Genomic DNA, 19,095 nt, shown 5'->3' on the forward strand with positions numbered 1-19,095 from the left:
CCAAATGATTTTTCATCGTATTCATGACCGTGTCATATGGATGCAAGCCATATGCATCAAAAATCGCCTATATAGATCGATTGAAACAAGATGCAGTCACTGCACACTCACCCATGTCCCAAAATGACAATCACAATCCACCCATGCGAGTGACACGAGACATCACGATCGGGCATGCCCTGGTGAGCCTGCTTGCAGTGTTGCTCTTCGGCTTCGCCACGAACGCAAGCACCACGCAACCCACGCCGTTGCGATTGAACGAACTGCAGTACATCGGCAGCCACAACAGCTACCACGCAGGGCTTGGTGCCAGCGAAACGATTGTCTGGAAGCGGTTCGACCCAGTGACATTTGCGATCCTCGACTACGCGCATCCTTCATTGACCAAACAGCTCGACGATGGCGTACGCCAGCTCGAGCTGGACGTTTACGGCGACGCCCAAGGCGGACGTTATGCGCATCCGGCCATCGATAGTCTGGTACGCCAAGCCGGGCTATCGCCGGATCCGCCATTTGCCGATCCCGCCGTGATGCAGCGCCCCGGCTACAAGGTCATGCACATCCAGGATCTAGACCAGCGCAGCAATTGCCAGCCATTCATCACTTGCCTTGCTGAGGTCCGCACCTGGTCGCAAGCGCATCCCACGCACCTGCCGATCTTCATCCTGGTGGAAACCGTGCTTTCACCCACGCGCAAGCCCTACCCCGTCGTCGAGCCAGAGCCCTTCGATACCAAAGCGCTTGATGCGCTGGATGCAGAAGTCCGCTCGGTGTTTGCGCGTAACGAATACATCAGCCCGGACGACGTGCGCGGCCAGTTCCCCACACTCAATGCCGCCATCCGCAAGCAAGGCTGGCCCACGCTGAAAAGTGCGCGCGGCAAAGTGATTTTTCTGCTCGACCAGCGTTGGGTGGGGCCGGCGTATCTGCAAGGACACCTTTCGCTACGCGGCCGCGTTTTTTTCACCAACGCCGTACCAGGCACCGACGACGCCGCTTTCACCGAACTCAACGACGGCGATGCCGCCAGCATCGCTGGCCTGGTGAAACAGGGCTACCTGGTACGCACCCGCACCGATGCAGACCTCAAGGAAGCCCAACGCAACGACACCACGCGCCGCGATGCAATGCTGGCCAGCGGTGCGCAATTGCTGAGCACGGACTACCCGGACGGCGAACCGGCGGCTACGGGTTATGTGGTGAGCTTCCCTGCGCATTTGCATGCGCGATGTGATCCGCTGTTTGCGCAAGTGCCTTGCACTTCTGCGGAGCTTTCGCCTTGATCATAGAAGTCTGTTCAGGGCGACATGCGTACGCAAACCGGAAACAGTCCCTCCCCTGCTTGCAGGGGAGGGTCAGGGTGGGGTGATGCGAGCGAAGCTCGCGTCCGGCTATGCCGGACTGAGCGTTAGGCACAGCCAAGCATCATCGCAAGATTCGCTTCACCCCACCCCAACCCTCCCCTACTGCACGTAGGGGAGGGAGCGGCTCAGGCAAGTTGAGAGACTCCGCGAATGTATTGGGCCTTCACGGGGATGACGTCAGGACAGAACCGACTGCACTAGGAAAAGCATGTCCGCTCTCCACCACAAACAAATTCCGTACTTTGCATTTGTGCTGCTTGCACTATTCGCCATATCTGCAACAACACATGCCAAGGACAGCCTCCAACTGGAACGCGTCATCCTGCTCTACCGCCACGGCGTACGCACCCCGCTCCCCGGCGAAATCCAGCTCGACGACGTCACCGACAAACCTTGGCCCAGCTGGGCACAACCACCCAGCGAACTCACGCCACATGGCGCGGCAGGCGTCCGCCTGATGGGCCAATATGATCGGCACCGTTTAGCTGCAGCCGGTTTGTTTCCAACCCACGGTTGCCCCGATCCCACGCAACTCTGGTTCTGGGCCAACACCGACCAGCGCACTATCGCCAGCGCGCAGGCACTCGCCGAAGGCTTCGCACCCGGCTGCAACATCGATATCGGTCATCTACCCCAAGGCAGCGAAGATCCACTTTTCCATCCCATCGAAGCCGGTGCTACCGACTGGAATGCACAACACGCCGTGGCGTCCATCCAGGCCAGCACCGGTGGCCCGGATACGCTGACTGCCCCACATCGCGATGCACTCGCCACGATAGCCAAAGTGATGGGCTGCGGTTCACGGCACGATCCCGAGTGGTGCGCCACGGATCAGTGGCGCGGCGGCCTGATCGTTTCGCCCGACCGCCAGCACATGCTGCTGACCGGCCCTATCGCCAAAACCTCCGGCACCGCCGAAGTCATCTTGATGGCTTACGCGGAAGGACGCGCCATGCGCGACGTCGGCTGGGGGCGTGTCACACCAGAGCAGTTGGAGCAGCTCTCCCAACTGCACGCTTTGCTGTTTGATATCTATGCACGCCCTGACTACATGGCCGAACGCGTTGCTTCGGTCATGAGCCAGAAAATCGTTCATCTGCTGCAAGACGAACGCGCACCTCGCCTGAGCGTGCTGGTAGGCAGCGACAACAACATCGTTGCGCTGGCATCCATGCTTGGCTTGCACTTCAAGATGCCCGGATATGCCAACGATGATCCGCCGATTGGCGGTGCATTCGGCATCGAGCTATGGCAGAACACCACCAGCGGACACCGCTACGTGCGCGTGTTCTATCAGGCGCAAAGCCTGGCGCAGTTACGGTCGTTACAACCCGCTAGCGCGCTGGCACAGCCTGCCACGCTTATCTTGGAGCCACCCGGCTGCCAACCCGACGACAAGGGCCGTTGTCCGATAGAGGTTCTGCTTTCCCGCCTGCATCGGTGATGGGCTGGCGTCATGGGGCATACCCAGCCTGCCCTCTGCGCTACCGTTTCATCGTCAGATAAGCAAGAATCAGCCCATGCTCGGATAGACAGCACATGGCGAACGGGGCGCCACGAGGTGTCAAAGGGAAGTCCAGAAAGGTTTTCAGTTGGGTCTTACGCTGCGCGGCACTGGCAGCGCAGTGCGCGGGCGATGTTTGCATGGGTCTTCTTGCTGCTGCTGACACCGCATGCCCATGGCCAGGCCATCAGCCTTGCCTCTTTCACGCAACTAAGGGGCTTGACCACCCTGGAAGACAATTGCCTGGTGCAAGACCATCGGGGCTTTGTCTATGTGTGTACCGAGAACGGGCTCTTCCGTTTCGATGGCCACGTTTTTCAGCGTATCGGTGCGGAGGAAGGCTTGCGCGGCAGCTTTATCGCCGCCCTGCATGAAGACGCTTCAGGCCGTCTCTGGGTAGGTACACGTACGGGTCTTTATGTTGGTGACGGGCTGCATTTCACGTCGGTGATGACACAGACGCGTTCCATGACGGTCGACCCTGGTGTCATGCTCGCGGACCTGGACGGTCGTTTGTACGTGGTGAGCCAACACCGCTTATGGGTGGTTGAAGCCACGGGTAACGCATGGCGCATGTATCCGCGTTTCGATGCATTGGCGCTGAGCAAGAACCCCGTCCTGGCAGATATCACCAGTGTCTTCAGCGATGGCCACACGCTATGGTTCGGCTGCGATAAATCGCTGTGCCAGTTGGTAGGCGATCAACTCCATATCTGGAGCGAACCGGAGGGCATTCCCGCCGATACGTGGACGTCTTACCTGCGTGCCCGTGATGGCACGCTGTGGGCGCGCAGCCCTCACTACATCCGTGCACTATCTGTTGGCGGGAAGTCATTCGCAAATCACGACCTGCCCGGCGCACGCATCGTCACCGCTTATCTCGACATGGTCGAAGACGATCGGGGCCGCCTGCTTACCCGCGCCAACGATGGGCTGGCGCGATGGGATGGCAAGACCTGGCGCATCTTCGATACCGGCAACGGCCTGCCGAATATCGGCATTGATGCCTTGCTATACGACCGCAATCACGTGCTGTGGATCGGCACCTACGGTCGCGGCGTGCTGCAATGGCGAGGCTACGACCGCATGCAGAGCTGGCAGACAGCCCAAGGATTGGATAGCAGCCCAACCTGGGCCATCGCACGCGCCAAAGACGGCACGCTGTGGATCGGGAATGAACTTGGCGGGAGCGTACTCGCCTCCGACAACTCGCGCCCTGCTCCTTGGCCGTTGAAGCCGCCGCCCCTGGCCCAAGAGACCACCGGCCTGCACGCCCTGCCTGATGGTGACATGCTGGTTGTCTATTACTCCGGCGAGCTCGTTCGCTATCACGCCAATCAAGGCACCACGGAGGAACTCGCACACTCGCCGGCTTATGTTCGTGATATGGAAGTGGATAGCCATGGGCAGATATGGCTATGCACCGAACGCGGCTTATACGTCTATGACGGACATGCACTACAGCGTGCAGGCAGTGGTGTGATTCCCGACACCGTGTTTGCCGATGCAAGAGAAGACGCGCAAGGCCGACTGTGGTTCAGTGGCGATGCGGGTCTGTTTCGTCTCGACCATGGCCAATGGACACGCGTTCACGTCACTGGCGCGCCATCCGACCAGGATTTCACCCACATGGAAATCCTGTCTGACGGCGATATTTATCTGGCCGGCAATTTCGATGGCCTATGGCACGGCCACATCACCAACGGCAGCACGCTTGCGGTACAGCACATCGCCAACGACCTTCTCGACGCCACACGCATCTATTTCATCCGACAGGATCGCCGTGGCTGGCTATGGATCGGCGGCACCGATGGTGTGGAGCTGTTCGATGGCCAGCACTGGCGGCGCATCACCGAAGACGACGGATTGATCTGGGACGATATCGGCGAAAACGCCTACTTTGAAGATAATGATGGCTCCATATGGATCGGTACGTCGAACGGCATCACTCACTTCATCCATCCGGCTTCGCTGATCACTCCCGATCCGCTGACCGCGATCATCGCCCAGGTGAGCCTGGGTGGCGCGCCGCAATTGCCGGCTTCCAGCTACCGTTTTGACGACGCACTCCAACAGCCGCTTACGCTGCACCTCGCCACGCTGGGCGCCCCTACACGCCGCACGCTGCAATACCGCTACCGGCTGCAGGGTTTGGAGCACAACTGGGTCACATCGGATCGCTCGCAAGTGGACTATCCACCCTTGCCACCCGGCGATTTCGTATTCGAGGTGGCCGCCTATGACCCGGATAGCCGCCAGCTCTCACCCGTCATCCAACTACCCATTCATATCGTGCCGCCATGGTGGCAACGAACACCGGCCATCCTGGCCGGCGTGATACTGCTCATGATGGGCATTGCGCTGATCTGGCAGATCCGCACCCAAAACCTGCGACAGCGTGCACGCACCCTCGAGCGCCTTGTCGCCCAGCGCACACACGAGCTGGAAGTAGACAAGCAAACCCTGGAAGAAACACGCGCCGCACTGTGGCACCAGGCCAACCATGATGCGCTGACAGGCCTACCCAACCGCTCACGCATACTGGAAATATTGACCCAAGCCATGGTGCACGCGCGCGAGCACCACCAGCCGCTGGCGGTTGCACTGATCGATCTCGATCACTTCAAACATATCAATGACTGCTATGGACATCTGGCCGGTGATGCCGTGCTGATCGAAGCCTCTAAACGGCTGCGCGACACCTTATCGCCTGATGCCACCCTGGGCCGCTACGGCGGCGAGGAAATCCTGGCAGTCATACCAGTGACCTCTCCCACCAGCTACTCGCCTTTTGAAGCACTACGCCAATGCATCGCCCAAGCCCCCTTCGGCGGCGACGGTGCGCGTGTAGAACTCACTTGCTCAGTCGGCGTGGCATGGTTGCAACCCCAAGACCGCGATGGCTTCGATCTTATCCGTCGCGCGGATGTGGCGTTGTATATGGCCAAGACGTCGGGGCGTGATCAAGTCATGGTTGCTGGTGAGGGTTGTCAATCGGCCTAGTAGCTTCGTGTGCCGCGCACAGAACAACCACCAAGCTTAGTTCAATCATGAACCATTTTTTACTTAACAAATAAGCTTTAGATAACTCACCCGCCGCAAGCGGCAACAGCATTCGTTCCAACAATGCGATACTCCACAGCATCAAGACTGGTTATCTTAAAATCCCAATCATGCAAAATACCTCTAAAATCATATGATGGCGTTCGCCCAACATAAATCCCAACAATGCCTTTGAACAACACATAGTGAAACATGTAATTTGGTGACGCATCAAAAACCAACCACATATCATTATGCAAAATCGTCACAAATTTTGGCCGAAATTTTAGAAGATCATAATTTGTTTCGCTGCACTTTCTAAAATAAGAAAATGCAAAACCATTACGGTCCGTTAAACATATTTGGAATTTGTCACTACAATCATATAGCGAAGCATCATGTGATCCTGGGATGCGGAGAACTCTCGCCTCTGTGTTCAATTCAATTTTACTTCCATCCAAAGACGTAAAGACAGCATGTGGACCAGTTGGCTCGCTAGACACCATGCTCGCACCACCAAGCAGAGCGATCAACAAAGCGGATTTGAGGGAATTTCGGATCATTGGCAGCCACCTGGCATGGCGCAACCAAATGGCACCTTCACGGTGTTGGTCATTCGAGCTCCCGCAGAACTAGCATCCCTTTCGCGAAACCATGCAATCGTAAAGGTAGTCACCAGCTATCACAAACTCATTCGCATGCGCATCGAATATGATTCAACTAGCATCATCGGGTGCGATGAAATACTGAAGAAACGGCACTCCTGAAGAAGCTCCATTTTTTCTTAATCTTGATTACGCTCGTTCAAGTATATCGAACAGTTTGGAAACATCGATGGGCACTTTGCGTTTCACTGCCCATCGAGCCGCCTCATCAATGGCGGCATGAATTGTACCTTTAAGGTAGTTGCGTGGATCCAATGGCACTTCTTCGGGCACCGCCACCTGGACCATTAGCAAAGCTCTCGGCTTAGAAAATCGACCTGTGCGAACTCCAACAAACTCCGGCTTCAACATATTCCCCGGAACTTGAAATACAACATTTAGATTCAAAGGTGCCTCGATACCCCGTCCTGCCTCACCGATGCGAATGGTTAATTCTCGAATAGCATCATCCAATGGCTTGTTAGCTAAGGTTGAACCACCAACGATCCAACCAAGGGAAAGAGCCGGCGTCTCTTCCATTGCATCTGCAGCTTTCATGGGACATCTCCCGTCTTAAGCCACCATGCTCCAAGTGATGATCCTCAGCTACGCGGTTTGCGGACTTTCTTGGCGGGCGGGGGCACAAATAACCCAGACTCGGGACCTGACCAGATATCGTAAACGGCACGGAGATCTCTCTTTCCTGTCTTCCGCACGAAATTTTGAGCCATGCTCACAAGAAATCCAACGGTATCCATTGACACCACGCCTGTCCCGACGATCAGCACCTGACCATAGTCCATACTTCGCCTATCGCGCAGATCCTGGCCCCATTGCAGGCGTTCCGAATGCGTCCGAAGCATCACCTGCCCAAGATACATGCCACAATCCATTGCCAGCGAATACGTACGGTTAGTCAACTCCCACTGCTCAACAGGCAGAATATCTTTAAATTGATGCGGCGTTTCCTCTCGCAGCTTCGCTAACTCTTCGGGTGCACGTGCGCGTGTTTCAACTTGAGAGGCAAGCCACTCCCCCAAAGTATCGAGGGACTCTGGAGTTTCGTCCGCATGCCAACGCTCAAATCCGGGAGTGGTTCGCACGATAACTTCAAGAATACGGATGCGTTCCGGCAAAATATCAAGAAACCACTCTCGATATTCGGCCAATTCGCGCTTGGACATTCGAGGAAAGTCCAACGTAAAAGGAGGCTGTATGATCGGGTAAGTCATAGTTCAATGCTCTACAACGTTGATGCCTGCTTTGTCCAAAGCTTCGCGCACAGGTGCTGAAGCACCACCACGCCCGGTGACCGGACTCTGGAAGAAATGCCAAGCGCCACCTTGCACGCGTCCATTGTTCTGGATCAACCATGCATCCTTCTGAATCTGACGCCTGACTGCCGAAGTCAGCGATACGTAGCCTACTTTCGATTCGTTGATGATGCCACCTGCAAAACGATCTACGAAACGCGCTCCGAAGGGTGTTGGGAAAAACTCATTTGCAGAGCCTCCCAATACCTTGAGAGCATCCTCCCCTATTTTGCCGGTAGCGCCGATACGCCCTAAATTGAGAAACTCGCCGTCTCCTGGTGCCACGGCAAGACTGCCAAATATCCAATCACTGGCACCACAGCTCGCACCTGTAGCGCAGGCACCTAATGTCACCCCAGGTATTGCATCGACCACTGGCGCAGCAGCAGCAGTGGCAGTAGCTATCTCCTGATTTGCTTCGCCATTCATGTAACCAAGAGTGGCTCCCGCCTGGCCATAAAGCCTCGTCGGCATTCCACTTCCGCCACTTAGCTCACCTTTGCCAATACCATCAAACCAATTGGAAAGTCGGCGCATGGCCGCGCACCCCGGACCACAGTCGTCCTCCATACCCGTTGGATCCATCCCCATAATCGGGTTGTTGTCGACGTAGGTATATCGATTGAAGTTGAACGCATCACCTGCCCGTGGTCTGACGGGATCTGTGCTCAAAAAATGCCCCGTCGCCGGGTCGTAATACCTCGCCTGCATATAGACGAGATTCGTCTCCGGGTCATTCACATGCCCGGTATATCCCGGTCCTTTAGGCGCAGGACCCGGCGTTGACGTGCCTTGTGGCGCATACGTTCCATACGGCGTGTAATCAAACGTCGCGGTGATATTGCCGCTCGCATCTGCCTCTGCCAGCGGCGTGCCCTGCGGATCGGTGTATACATACGTTACCGTGCCTGTGCTCTGTGCAAGCGCATGCGTGCCTACGAACAGCAAGCTCAGCGCCAACCAACGAAGCAAAGTTCCTATGAACTTCCCACTGTGCTGCTTCTTATCGGTGATCACGGCGTAACGTCCTTATTCATGAATTTTTGCGATAGGCGATCAGAGCGTTGGCAAGCTTCGGCTTTCCAAACTAACTACCTGGCACGATGCCATTGGCCATGGCACCGATGACCTTCCACCCCGAAGGAATGGAAAAGCTCGGGCAGGTATAAGGCATGGGTGCTGGGGTGCTTTCATAACCAGCACCGCCCATGGGTGGGCATGCTTCGAGCTCCAGTGCGCCGTGCTGGTAGATCACGCCGGTCATATTGGTGCCCCGCCCTTCAATCAGAAAACCGGCGGAACTCCATGGAAGCTTGTAACCGCTGTCGAGCCACCATTCCGTGGTTTGCCACAGTGTCTGTTGCCCGATTTCGTTGAAGGTGCGGTCCAGTTCCAAGCCGTACGCGGTTTCATTCGAAGCGATGTAGATATCGCTCATCAACGTGCCTTCGTAGCCGCCGCCTAGCGCAACCATGGTGCTACCCGGGCCATAGGTCCCCAGCGAGTACGAGGTGAATCCATTGCCTGCGCTGTCCCACACATAAAGGTCTTGTGCGGCGCTCGTCCACAACACGGAAACGCGGTTGGACGGTGTGTAGTACCCGATGGAGATGGGGTAGTAGCCGCAGGTAATGCTGACGGTTTTTGATTCCGTATGAACCCCGTTTTTCATCAGCCAGTAGCCGAATTGGCACTGGGACGGATTCAACCAAAGCAGATCGTCCTGACCATCGCCGTCTACATCACCGGCACCGACAAGAATCCAGCCTGCGGGGTAGCTGTCCAGTTGGGTGGATGTGAAGCCGCCTTGGCCATTATTCGTCCACAGATACAGATCATTTTTACTGCTTGTAAACACCAAATCGGCCAAGCCATCGCCGTTGAAGTATCCGATGGCACATCGTATAAGTCTCATCGGCTCGATAGGCGTGGCGTTGTTGCAACCCCAAGATCGCGATGGTTTCGATCTTATCCGCCGCGCCAACGTGGCGTTGTATATGGCCAAGACGTCGGAGCGTAACCGCGTTGTATGCTAGTAGGGAAGAGCGATTTACTTAGTCTCACCAAGACACTTGATCTCTACCCGCACCAGAACAAGACCCATCTCATAGAAGTATCGGAACCACTTTGCCAACAAGAAGTCTATCCTTGCCGGCAATAAATAAGCGTTGATCTTGGTTAACCTGGCGCCGATTGGATAGCCCCCAAAGATCATCATTTTGTTTGGATGACGCCAATCCTATTCCCCCCCCTTCTCGCCTATGTTCTACCGCAGCAAGAAGCGGCTCTTTTTGCGTTAGCCAAAAATAGTCCAACAGGCCACCATAAACTGAGAAAAAAGAGTGTCGGCAGTTGTTGCCAAAACGCATCCAACTAACTATTCATCGTTGCAATGTTACGTCACCGCAAATTATATCAGCAGCTCTTTATTACCCAAATCACATTCCACTTCAGCAAGTTCAAACGTTGGAACTGACCAAATGAATGTATCGTTGTCACACGGCAATAGTCTTCCCACGATATGATCCAGCCCTCTAGGCTGCGATCCTTCTTGAGAACTTTCCACAACATGCGATCGATTTAGAACATTAATCTGGTACACACCACGATACATCCCTTCTAAATATCGTTTCCTTGGAGGATTGCCTGGCATAGGAAGTCGCTCACGAAACCATCTTGATAAACGATCAGCCTTCCGCTTTTCCTCCTCGCCACATGGCAATCCATACGTTATGCCAGCGATGTAATAAGTTAAACCAGGGGCGTCCCAATCGTCGCCGTAGCCGTACCCAAGATTTCCCAACTTGGAGGCATCAACGATAAATTGAAGAAGGTTCTCCATCGAACTATCAGCAGATGACAAGCAAATCGTCAATTCCCTGCCCTCTCGAAAATTAACTGAGAGATAAGAGTTCCACTGTTTTTCCGGATCCAATCCAGACACCGTTCCTCCATACCACTCCGCCTTCAGCCACTCGCACTGGTCGGTTAAATGCTCGATTGGGGTTCGATATGAACGTTTTGCTTTCGTGCGCTGAACAGTCCCAACATTCAAGCTCGCCCAATAGATCGGAAAGTTAGTGGCGATGAGGCGCAAAAGTGACTCATTTGTTATTTGGTCAGCCCAATCGACCATCGTAAACCAGATCATATTAGGCACACCCCCTTGTTTGACATGCCTTTTCCCACTCACGCTGCGCAGGTGTCAGCTTAGCATCATGACGCTCCTGCAAGTAATGATTTACCCAAGCATGGAAAATAATCTGCACCACACCGATTGCTCCGAAAGCCCCTATAGACGTTTCGGGTAAGGGATCAGGCTCAACCACGATGTCTTGACCTGACACTCCCAACCCCACCCTGGACGTAGCCAACTTAGCTTGCAATTCCTGGAGTGTTTGACCTGCAGAACGCACTTCAATCTGATCGATGCTTCCATCCTTCTTAACCACGGTCACATCTGGTCGAATGTTTGGGGCATTTGGGTCACCAGTAACCGTTCGCAAACTCTGATTTAAATGCACCCTTTCGACATCCGGATCCTGTGACATCACCTTCGCTATTCGCTCGGAAGTTGATGCATGTGTCGGTGTCTTACTGGAGGTTTGTCCTTTGTTATAGATTGGGGCACCATTTCTTGAAGCTTGTGTTTGACCACCAGAACCGGATGCAGATCCGGACACCTGACAATTGTATGCCGCGTTGCAACCTGGATCATTTAATTCGCCCGGAAATTTTCCCGTTGGATCAACGTTTCCAATCGGATTATTACGCCCGTAATCGTACCGGTTGAAGCCAAATGCCTCGCCAGCAAGTGGATCGATGGGGTCAACACTCAGAAAACGACCTGTCGCAGGATCATAGTACCGGGCCTGCATATAGACGAGATTCATCTCCGGATCATTGACATGCCCCGTATACCCCGGCCCCTTAGGCGTCGGCCCCGGTGCCGACGTGCCTTGTGGCGCATACGTTCCATACGGTGTGTAATCAAACGTCGCCGTGACATTGCCGCTCGCATCCGCTTCCGCCAACGGCGTCCCCTGCGGATCGGTGTACACATACGTCACCGTCCCCGCGCTCTGCGCCAGCGCATGCGTGCCTACGAACAGTAAGCTCAGCGCCAACCAACGAAGCAAAGTTCCTATGAGCTTCCCACTTTGCTGCTTCTTATCGGTGATCACGGCGTAACGTCCTTATTCATGAATTTTGCGACGAGCGATCGGAGAGCGTTGGCGAACTACGGTTTATGCAAGTTAGCCGCCCGGCACGATGCCATTGGCCATGGCACCGATCACCTTCCACCCCGAAGGAATGGAAAAGCTCGGACACGTATAAGGCATGGGTGCAGGGGTGCTTTCGTAACCGGCACCACCCAAGGGCGGGCACACTTCGAGTTGGAGTGCACCGTGCTGGTAGATCACGCCGGTCATGTTGGTGCCCCGCCCTTCAATCAGAAAACCGGCGGAGCTCCATGGAAGCTTGTAGCTGCTGTCGAGCCACCACTCCGTGGTTTGCCACAGTGTCTGTTGCCCGATTTCGTTGAACGTGCGGTCCAGTTCCAAGCCGTACGCCGTTTCGTTGGAGGCTATATAGATATCGCTCATCAGCGATCCTTCGTAACCGCCACCCAGCGCGACCATGGTGCTGCCAGGTCCGTATTGGCCTAACGAGTAAGGTGTGAATTGATTGCCGGCACTATCCCAAATCTGCAGGTCCTGCGCGGCATTGGTCCAGATGATGGAAATACGGCTGGAAGGTGTGTAATACCCGATCGATAGCGGGTAGTAGCCACAGGTGACATTCGTCGTATCCGTTTCGACATGAACGCCGTTCTTGATCAGCCAATAGCTGAATTGGCAGGTCGTTGAATTGAACCAAAGCAGGTCGTCCTGACCATCACCGTCTACGTCGCCTGCTCCCACCAATATCCAACCGGCGTCATACGTACCTAGCGAAGATGATGTAAATCCGCCACTGCCGTTGTTTGTCCAGAGCACTAGATCGTGGTTGCTGCTGGTAAGAACCAGATCGGCAAGACCGTCGCCATTGAAGTCACCAATGGCACCTACGAAATAGCCGGGTGTCACGTTGAACGTACGCGAGCTGAGCTTGGTGACGGCACCCGTCGCATCGTTGGTGTTCATCAACCAATAGGCCACCTGGCTGGTAGCGACGCTGTACAGAAAGATGTCCGATACACCGTTTCCGTCCACATCCCCGGGCACGTGCAGACCCGACGGAACAGGTGTTGTCACACGAAGTGCAGGTAACGTGTCAAAGCTGACATCCTGCGCATGCAATGTAACAGCTCCAAACGTCAACAACAGAACACTCATCATCTTCAGCCATCGATATTCGCGCATGCATTCCCCCCAAAAGTGACGACCATCCTTGGTCCTAGCATTCCTCTACATTACGGCTTGGTCCACCGCGGCTTTGGCACGTTGCGCCTTTTCAGGGAACGTCTGCAGCGGCCCAGTTGCTCCATGCCGAACAGCCAACGCTGTTGCAGGCTTGCACCTGGAACTGAAGTTGAGCCTCCGTCGTGTAGAGCTGTGACCATGTGGTGGCGCTACCGGAGTAAATCTTCGATGCGCTACCGGTGCCTTGTTTCATCATAAGGGTGTAGCTCGTGGCATTGGTCGACGACCACGACACATGCACTACCCATTTGCCGTTTGGCCCCGATAGAGAGGTCGATATGCTGGGCGTACTGGGGACAAGACTTACCGTCTCGGTAACGACGTTGCTCCAAGGTCCGCAGCCGCTCGCGTTACATGCCTGTACTTGATACTGATACGTGCCGTCACCGCGGCCGCTTGTGCTCCAACTCGTCGCACTGTTGGATTGCACGGTGGTCCAACCACCACCGTTGACGTTCTCCTGCAAGTTGTAGCTGGTCGCTGTGGCGACGCCACTCCAGCTCACGCCATAGCTGCCGCTGTTGCTCGTGCCGCCACCGCTCAGCGAAGGTGCCGAAGCAGGCGGCAACAATACGCTCGTGGTGACTGTGTTGCTCCAACCACTGCATCCACCCACATTGCAGGACTCTACGCGGTAACTGTAGGTCGCATCCGTTTGCCCAGTAGCGTCATAGGCGGTACCCGTGCCGGTCTGCACCGTGGTCCACGCACCACCATTCACCTGCATCTGCACGGTGTAACTGGTGGCTTCGTTATTACCAGACCAATCGACGATGTATGTGCCAGTGCTGCTGTTGGTGGTCTGTACGGATGCCGTTGGTGCAGGTGAAGGCGGTAATGTGACCACCATCGGGCTGGCCGTGACCCACCCTGTGCACGCCGATCCACCGCCGGCCGTGTTGCAAGCTTTTAGCTGGTAAACGTAGCTGCCATTCGTGAGTCCGCTCACGGTGGCATTGGTACCCGTCCCCGTAGGTACCGTGGTCCAGGTGCTGCCGCCATTGGCGCTTTGCTGCAACGTGTAACCAGTGATTGGTGTCGCAGCCGTCCACGTGATAGTTGCACTGCCGGTGTAACTGGTTGCAGGAACGACTAGCGTGGGCGTCGGAGTCGGCACCACGCCGTAGTTGGTATTGACCGTCACGGTTGCCGAGGTCCTCCAACCTGCCGTACCAGACACCGTTCGGTTATGCGCCTGGACCCGATAGATGTAACTACCCGTGACGTTCCCCTGTTGCGCAATCGACGTGCTGGTCGTACCGGTGGCAAGAGCCGCCCACGTGTTGCCGCCATCCGTGGATACCTGCACGTCATAGGTGCTGGCACCCGCTGGCGCACTCCAGGCCACGGTGTAAGCGCCGTTGTCCGTTCCGGCCGGCAGGGGATTGAAGGTCGGTATGGCCGGCCATATGCCCACCGAAATATCTGCCCACCCGCTGCAGCCACTGCTGTTGCACGCCTGCAATTGATAGAACTGCGTACCACCAGTGGTCACCGTCTGCGCCGTCGAAGCGGCGCTACCGCTGTACACCACCGTGGTGCTGCCAGCGCCGTTGGTTGTCTCAAGGGTATAGCTGGTAGCACCAGCAACGGCGTTCCAGCTCACGGTGAAATTGCCGTCGTTTGGATTGGGATTGACCGTAATGCCGGTGGGTACCGCCACTTGCGACGTGACATGCTTGGCGATCAGCTTCGTGCCCAGATAGACGTAGTTTGTTCCCGTCGCGCTGCCTGGATCGAACTCGTACATCAACTGGCCAGCCTGGTCGTAAAAATAGTAGGCCGTGGCCGCACCGTTCGTGCCGGTCTTGGTGACACGACGTCCGGCGGCATCGTAGGCATAGCTCTCTACACCAGATACCTGCAACAACTGGTTCTCGGCATCAAAGCCGTAGGTCGTGGTCGTGCCGCCACTGCTCAAGTTGTTACGGTTGCCCTGATTGTCGTAGCCATAAGTGGTGGTGGTACTGGCACCTTGCGATACGCTTGCCAATTGGTTACTGGCGTTGTAGTTCAAGGTCAGCGTGTTGCCGCCGGTGACCCGGCTACGCAGGTTGTTCAAAGCGTCGTAGGTGTACGTTTCCGTGCCATAGAGCCCGCTGGCCGTGGCATTCGTGAGACGGTTGAGGGCGTCGTAGGTAAATACCTTGCTACGCGTGCCATTGGGTACCAGGTCGTTGACGTTAGTGATATTGCCGTCGGCGTCGTAGGTGTAATCCTCGCTGACGTTCAACGTGCTGCCTGCCCCATAGCTGAAATTACTCAGCAGCTGACGGGCGTTTTGCTGCGCGACGTAGCTCGCGCCATTGCCATAGTTGAAACCGGAAACCTGGGTGTTGGGGAAATAGGCAATGCTGGTGGCATAGCTGCCCACTTGGGTGGCGCGACCAAGTGCATCGGGATTGTAAGCCACGCCTTCACTGCTGCCGTTGTAAGACGGATAACCGATGGCATTGACGTGGCCATACCCATCGTACGAATAGCCCAGCGCCCAGGCATAACCAGGAACGGAAAGCGCCTGGGTCGTGAGCAGGTTGCGTGTGTCATAGGTGAACTGCTGCTGCGTGACACCGGAGCTGACCGTCAAGATGTTGCCGACTTCGTCGTAGCTGTAATTGGTGTCTTGCGTACCTGCTGGTGGCGTGATCGACAGCACGCGATTCATGGGGTCGTAGGTACGTACAGTCTGTGCCGACGTGGCCACATCGCTTTGGCCACAGGTGCCATCCGTGATGGTTTGTCCTTGCGCACTCCACGCCAGATTATTGGCGGTGTCGTAGGCCATCACCGTGCTGCCACTTTCCGGTTCGGTAGTGCGACACAGACGGTGATAGCTGTCGTACATCAGCGTCTTGGTGATGCTGTCGTTTTCGCTACCGTAGGCGCCCGACTGGGTGATCGAGGTCGGGTTGCCGTAGATATCGCGAGCAATGGACTGCGTCACGCCCGCCGGCGCACTGACCTGAGTGGGGTCCTTGTACTCCGGCTCGTCAAACACCTGGTAATAGGTCGTCGTGACATTGCTCTTCGGGTCGGTGACTTGTTTGCCTGCGCCCTGCAGGTAGGCTGTGGTGGTGGTCAGCGAGCCCAGTTCGCTGTCTTCTTGTGTCTGGATTTCACGCTCCAGCGCGTCGTAGGCGTGATGAGTGCCGGTCGTGACGGCAGTGATATCCGGGGTGCCGTACACCGGATATGAGGCGAACGTCGTCGCACCAGTCCAGTCGTAGCTGGTTGCGATGGTGATGTCCTGGCTGCCGTTGGAGGTATCGCTCAGGATCGGGCGCAGCTTGGCATCAAAAAAGGTGGTGGTGACAGCATTGCCGACCGTCGTCTTGCGATCCCAATGAAGACCCGAGATACCACGCTCTGTGGCACTGGTGGGCGTGTAGGTGAAGGTCTTCGAATACCACGACACGCTGTCGTTGGTGGGATAGGTGATCTGGCTGATGCGGCCGATCGGGTCGTAGCTGTATTGCGTGGTGTTGCCATTCTGATCGGTGATCGACGTGATCTGACCTAGGTCATCGACGACCAGCGCTTCCGTGCCGCCGTCCGGATAATCGATTTGCTGCGGAATGCCACGGTAATAATTGCTGAGATTGGTCGTATTGGAGTCGCCATCCGTAAAACTAGCCAGTTGCCCTGCGCTGTTGTAGGTGTAGCTCATCATGAACTCGCCAAAGCGCGAGCGCGATTGCAGCAGGTCGAGGCTGTTGTAAGTGTTGGAAATCTCTGTTTCGTTTGTGGTGTTGTTGACGATCGTCTGCGGCAAGCCCAATACCCACAAGTTGGGGTCGTTGAGATAGCTGGTGGTTTCTTCGATGGACTGCTGGCCCGAGATCGAGTTATAGCGTTTTACATCCGTCGCGTGCGCGTAGGCATCGTAGGCCAGCGCTTGCCACGTGTAGGTATCGCCACCTTCAGAACCTTCTTCAACAGTCTGGCGCAGTTGCAATGGCGCCAGTTCCTCCGTCTGTGCGTGATTGTTGCGGCCCTGCAAATCAAGGCCATATTGTGACGGCCACGGCCATGGCCACGTTTGACCTGCAGGCGGCAGCGGAGCGTAGCTGTCAATTTCCGAACGCAATAGCGTGGCACCGGACCCGTTGCCTTGGTAGTAATCCGTGCGTTGCAGCTGTCCCTCGGTATAGTCCCATTTATTGCTATAGGTATAGCGGACATCGTTGCCATTGGGATCGATGACGTCAGTGTAGACGGTCGAAGCACATGTACCACTTGCATAGCAAGCGTCAGCATTTGAGCTTTGGTTGGGCGGCGAATAACTATACGTCCAGTTCTCAGTGGCCACGCCCGCGCCCGAGATGCTCTTGCTGGTAATAGTAGGTTGGAAGTATTCCTCGGGATAGGTGTAGTACGGCGGATCGCTTGTTTGGCTGCTTGAGCCCCAACACACCTTGGAGATGTAGGAGCGACCATGCGGCATCACGGTTAAGGTGAACGTGCCCGTTAGTCCAGACGGGTGGGTCACCGTTCCCGTGACCGTAGCTTCGTCAACGACACCCGGATTATTTTGGTTGCAGTCAGCGGTTTGCGACATGGTGATGGGCGTCGTTTGGAAAGCGCCCAAGTTGTAGCCCCACGCGCTTCCGTCAGGCAGCGTGACCCCCGTGAGTATGGGAAGCGCTGAATTGCTCGTGTTGTAGGTATAGGTCCAAGTGCGCGGAGCAACGTTTGATGCTTGCGCCGTGACCGAGGTGATGAGGTAACCGGTCGAGTCGTAGCCTATCGTCACCGAGCGCCCATCGCTCGCCGTAATGCCAGTGAGATTGCCATTGGCGTTGTTGTACGTGTACGTCAGCGAATTGCCGAACCTGTCCACCACTCGCGTGACATACATGAACGCGTCGTTGCGCTCGAGCAAATTGCTGGACGCAACCATCGGCTTGATACCGGTGAGGGCTGCTTTCATGGCCGCCGGTGCGGTACCGAGCGGCTCAGTCAGTGTGGTCATTGGGCGGTACACCAAGTGTGTGAAGGTGTACTGCGTGCCGTCTGGCGCTACCGCAATGAAGCCCTGGCCGCCGTCGTCCGCCGCATTGGAGGCGGTACAGCTGATCATCCAATTTTGCTTGGTGACGATGCCGTAGGTCGAGGTACCCGCTGCTGGTGCCAGCGTGTTGGCCTGTGCCCGCGGCATCAGGTCCTGGCTGCCAGCACCCGGCACGATCAAGTGATAGCCGTACCACCATTGATCCGAGCCCCAGGGGTCACCACCTTGAATCGCCGAAGCTGTAGGCGGAGCTCCAAAGTTGGAGCAACGATTGCTGGTGCTCAGGCCATTGGTGATCCAACCTGTATTGCCGCCCTGGATCTTGGCGACAACGGCCGTTTCAATGCGCGGAATATTGAGATCCCAGTCGGCAAACGGCCGCTCTGCGTCGAAGGAGTAACTAAGTGGGCTAGTCGTGGACAACGAGCGCGCTATCACCAGCGCAGGCCCATTTCCCGAAAGGCTCACATCAGTCTCTTCAAACGACAGCTCACCGTTGTAAGGACTGATGTTCTCGCCAAAAGGGTTATTCCCTAGCGGCTCGATGTCCTGGTTGACCTTGATGAGCTGGAGGTATTCCTGGTCGGGCGTAACGGTCTGCGATTGCGACCACGCATTCGCCGAAAGACCGCATCCCACCAGTAATCCAATTACGAAACTGCCCCAAACCTTGGCGCTTCCCATCCTCAATCCCCTTGATTGATTCCCTGGTTCCTTTGGCTGCGCATTGCGCGCAACGCTTTTTCTAAATTCGGAGATAAGTGACGGCGCTGTCAATATGCCGTTGGCAA

At 56.0% G+C, this 19,095-nt stretch carries 12 protein-coding genes; 3 read left to right on the top strand and 9 right to left on the bottom strand.

The genetic code is table 11. The annotated features are described in order from the left end of the window. The first annotated feature begins 143 nt into the window (after positions 1-143). The 3 genes from IEX75_RS00330 to IEX75_RS00340 all read left to right on the top strand — a co-directional run bounded on the left by IEX75_RS00330 (position 144) and on the right by IEX75_RS00340 (position 5,871). Entirely contained in the window at positions 144-1,283 is a 1,140-nt protein-coding gene (locus IEX75_RS00330) for a phosphatidylinositol-specific phospholipase C1-like protein (RefSeq protein WP_229720578.1), read from the top strand. Positions 1,284-1,572: 289 nt separating this feature from the next. Further along, positions 1,573-2,808, top strand: coding sequence for a histidine-type phosphatase (locus IEX75_RS00335; RefSeq protein WP_188792291.1), 1,236 nt, complete (start codon positions 1,573-1,575; stop codon positions 2,806-2,808). 192 nt (positions 2,809-3,000) lie between these two features. Then, positions 3,001-5,871, top strand: a complete 2,871-nt coding sequence (locus tag IEX75_RS00340) for a ligand-binding sensor domain-containing diguanylate cyclase (protein WP_188792292.1) — start codon at positions 3,001-3,003, stop codon at positions 5,869-5,871. A gap of 86 nt (positions 5,872-5,957) precedes the next feature. On the opposite strand, the gene IEX75_RS00345 is transcribed toward IEX75_RS00340, so the two are convergent. The 9 genes from IEX75_RS00345 to IEX75_RS00385 form a co-directional block, all read right to left on the bottom strand. Beyond that, positions 5,958-6,473, bottom strand: a complete 516-nt coding sequence (locus IEX75_RS00345) for a hypothetical protein (protein ID WP_188792293.1) — start codon at positions 6,471-6,473, stop codon at positions 5,958-5,960. A gap of 231 nt (positions 6,474-6,704) precedes the next feature. Next, complete coding sequence (locus IEX75_RS00350; protein ID WP_188792294.1) at positions 6,705-7,112, bottom strand: hypothetical protein; 408 nt, start codon at positions 7,110-7,112, stop codon at positions 6,705-6,707. A 44-nt stretch (positions 7,113-7,156) separates the two neighbouring features. Continuing rightward, positions 7,157-7,786 carry a hypothetical protein gene (locus tag IEX75_RS00355; RefSeq protein ID WP_229720579.1) on the bottom strand — a complete coding sequence of 210 codons (630 nt, stop codon included), beginning with the start codon at positions 7,784-7,786 and terminating at the stop codon, positions 7,157-7,159. A 3-nt stretch (positions 7,787-7,789) separates the two neighbouring features. Further along, entirely contained in the window at positions 7,790-8,884 is a 1,095-nt protein-coding gene (locus tag IEX75_RS00360; protein WP_188792296.1) for an RHS repeat-associated core domain-containing protein, read from the bottom strand. Between the two features lie 70 nt (positions 8,885-8,954). Continuing rightward, the gene (locus tag IEX75_RS00365; protein WP_188792297.1) at positions 8,955-9,782 is read right to left on the bottom strand and encodes an FG-GAP-like repeat-containing protein; all 828 of its coding nucleotides are present in this window, start codon (positions 9,780-9,782) and stop codon (positions 8,955-8,957) included. 495 nt (positions 9,783-10,277) lie between these two features. After that, a complete protein-coding gene (locus tag IEX75_RS00370; protein ID WP_188792298.1) occupies positions 10,278-11,018 on the bottom strand; it encodes a hypothetical protein in 741 nt (246 codons plus the stop codon). 1 nt (position 11,019) lies between these two features. Beyond that, the gene (locus IEX75_RS00375) at positions 11,020-12,051 is read right to left on the bottom strand and encodes an RHS repeat-associated core domain-containing protein (protein ID WP_188792299.1); all 1,032 of its coding nucleotides are present in this window, start codon (positions 12,049-12,051) and stop codon (positions 11,020-11,022) included. Positions 12,052-12,123: 72 nt separating this feature from the next. Continuing rightward, positions 12,124-13,233 carry an FG-GAP repeat domain-containing protein gene (locus IEX75_RS00380; RefSeq protein ID WP_188792300.1) on the bottom strand — a complete coding sequence of 370 codons (1,110 nt, stop codon included), beginning with the start codon at positions 13,231-13,233 and terminating at the stop codon, positions 12,124-12,126. Positions 13,234-13,324: 91 nt separating this feature from the next. Then, entirely contained in the window at positions 13,325-18,988 is a 5,664-nt protein-coding gene (locus IEX75_RS00385) for a hypothetical protein (protein ID WP_188792301.1), read from the bottom strand. Positions 18,989-19,095: the final 107 nt, after the last annotated feature.

Origin of the sequence: Dyella nitratireducens (genome assembly GCF_014642835.1) — a bacterium.
Taxonomy (GTDB): Bacteria; Pseudomonadota; Gammaproteobacteria; order Xanthomonadales; family Rhodanobacteraceae; genus Dyella_B; species Dyella_B nitratireducens.

Bases quoted from the DNA above. Each gene is read 5' to 3' on its own strand.
- IEX75_RS00330 (WP_229720578.1), top strand. From the start codon at position 144: ATGCGAGTGACACGAGACATCACGATCGGGCATGCCCTGGTGAGCCTG.
- IEX75_RS00335 (WP_188792291.1), top strand. From the start codon at position 1,573: ATGTCCGCTCTCCACCACAAACAAATTCCGTACTTTGCATTTGTGCTG.
- IEX75_RS00340 (WP_188792292.1), top strand. From the start codon at position 3,001: ATGTTTGCATGGGTCTTCTTGCTGCTGCTGACACCGCATGCCCATGGC.
- IEX75_RS00345 (WP_188792293.1), bottom strand. From the start codon at position 6,473: ATGATCCGAAATTCCCTCAAATCCGCTTTGTTGATCGCTCTGCTTGGT.
- IEX75_RS00350 (WP_188792294.1), bottom strand. From the start codon at position 7,112: ATGAAAGCTGCAGATGCAATGGAAGAGACGCCGGCTCTTTCCCTTGGT.
- IEX75_RS00355 (WP_229720579.1), bottom strand. From the start codon at position 7,786: ATGACTTACCCGATCATACAGCCTCCTTTTACGTTGGACTTTCCTCGA.
- IEX75_RS00365 (WP_188792297.1), bottom strand. From the start codon at position 9,782: ATGAGACTTATACGATGTGCCATCGGATACTTCAACGGCGATGGCTTG.
- IEX75_RS00370 (WP_188792298.1), bottom strand. From the start codon at position 11,018: ATGATCTGGTTTACGATGGTCGATTGGGCTGACCAAATAACAAATGAG.
- IEX75_RS00380 (WP_188792300.1), bottom strand. From the start codon at position 13,233: ATGCGCGAATATCGATGGCTGAAGATGATGAGTGTTCTGTTGTTGACG.
- IEX75_RS00385 (WP_188792301.1), bottom strand. From the start codon at position 18,988: ATGGGAAGCGCCAAGGTTTGGGGCAGTTTCGTAATTGGATTACTGGTG.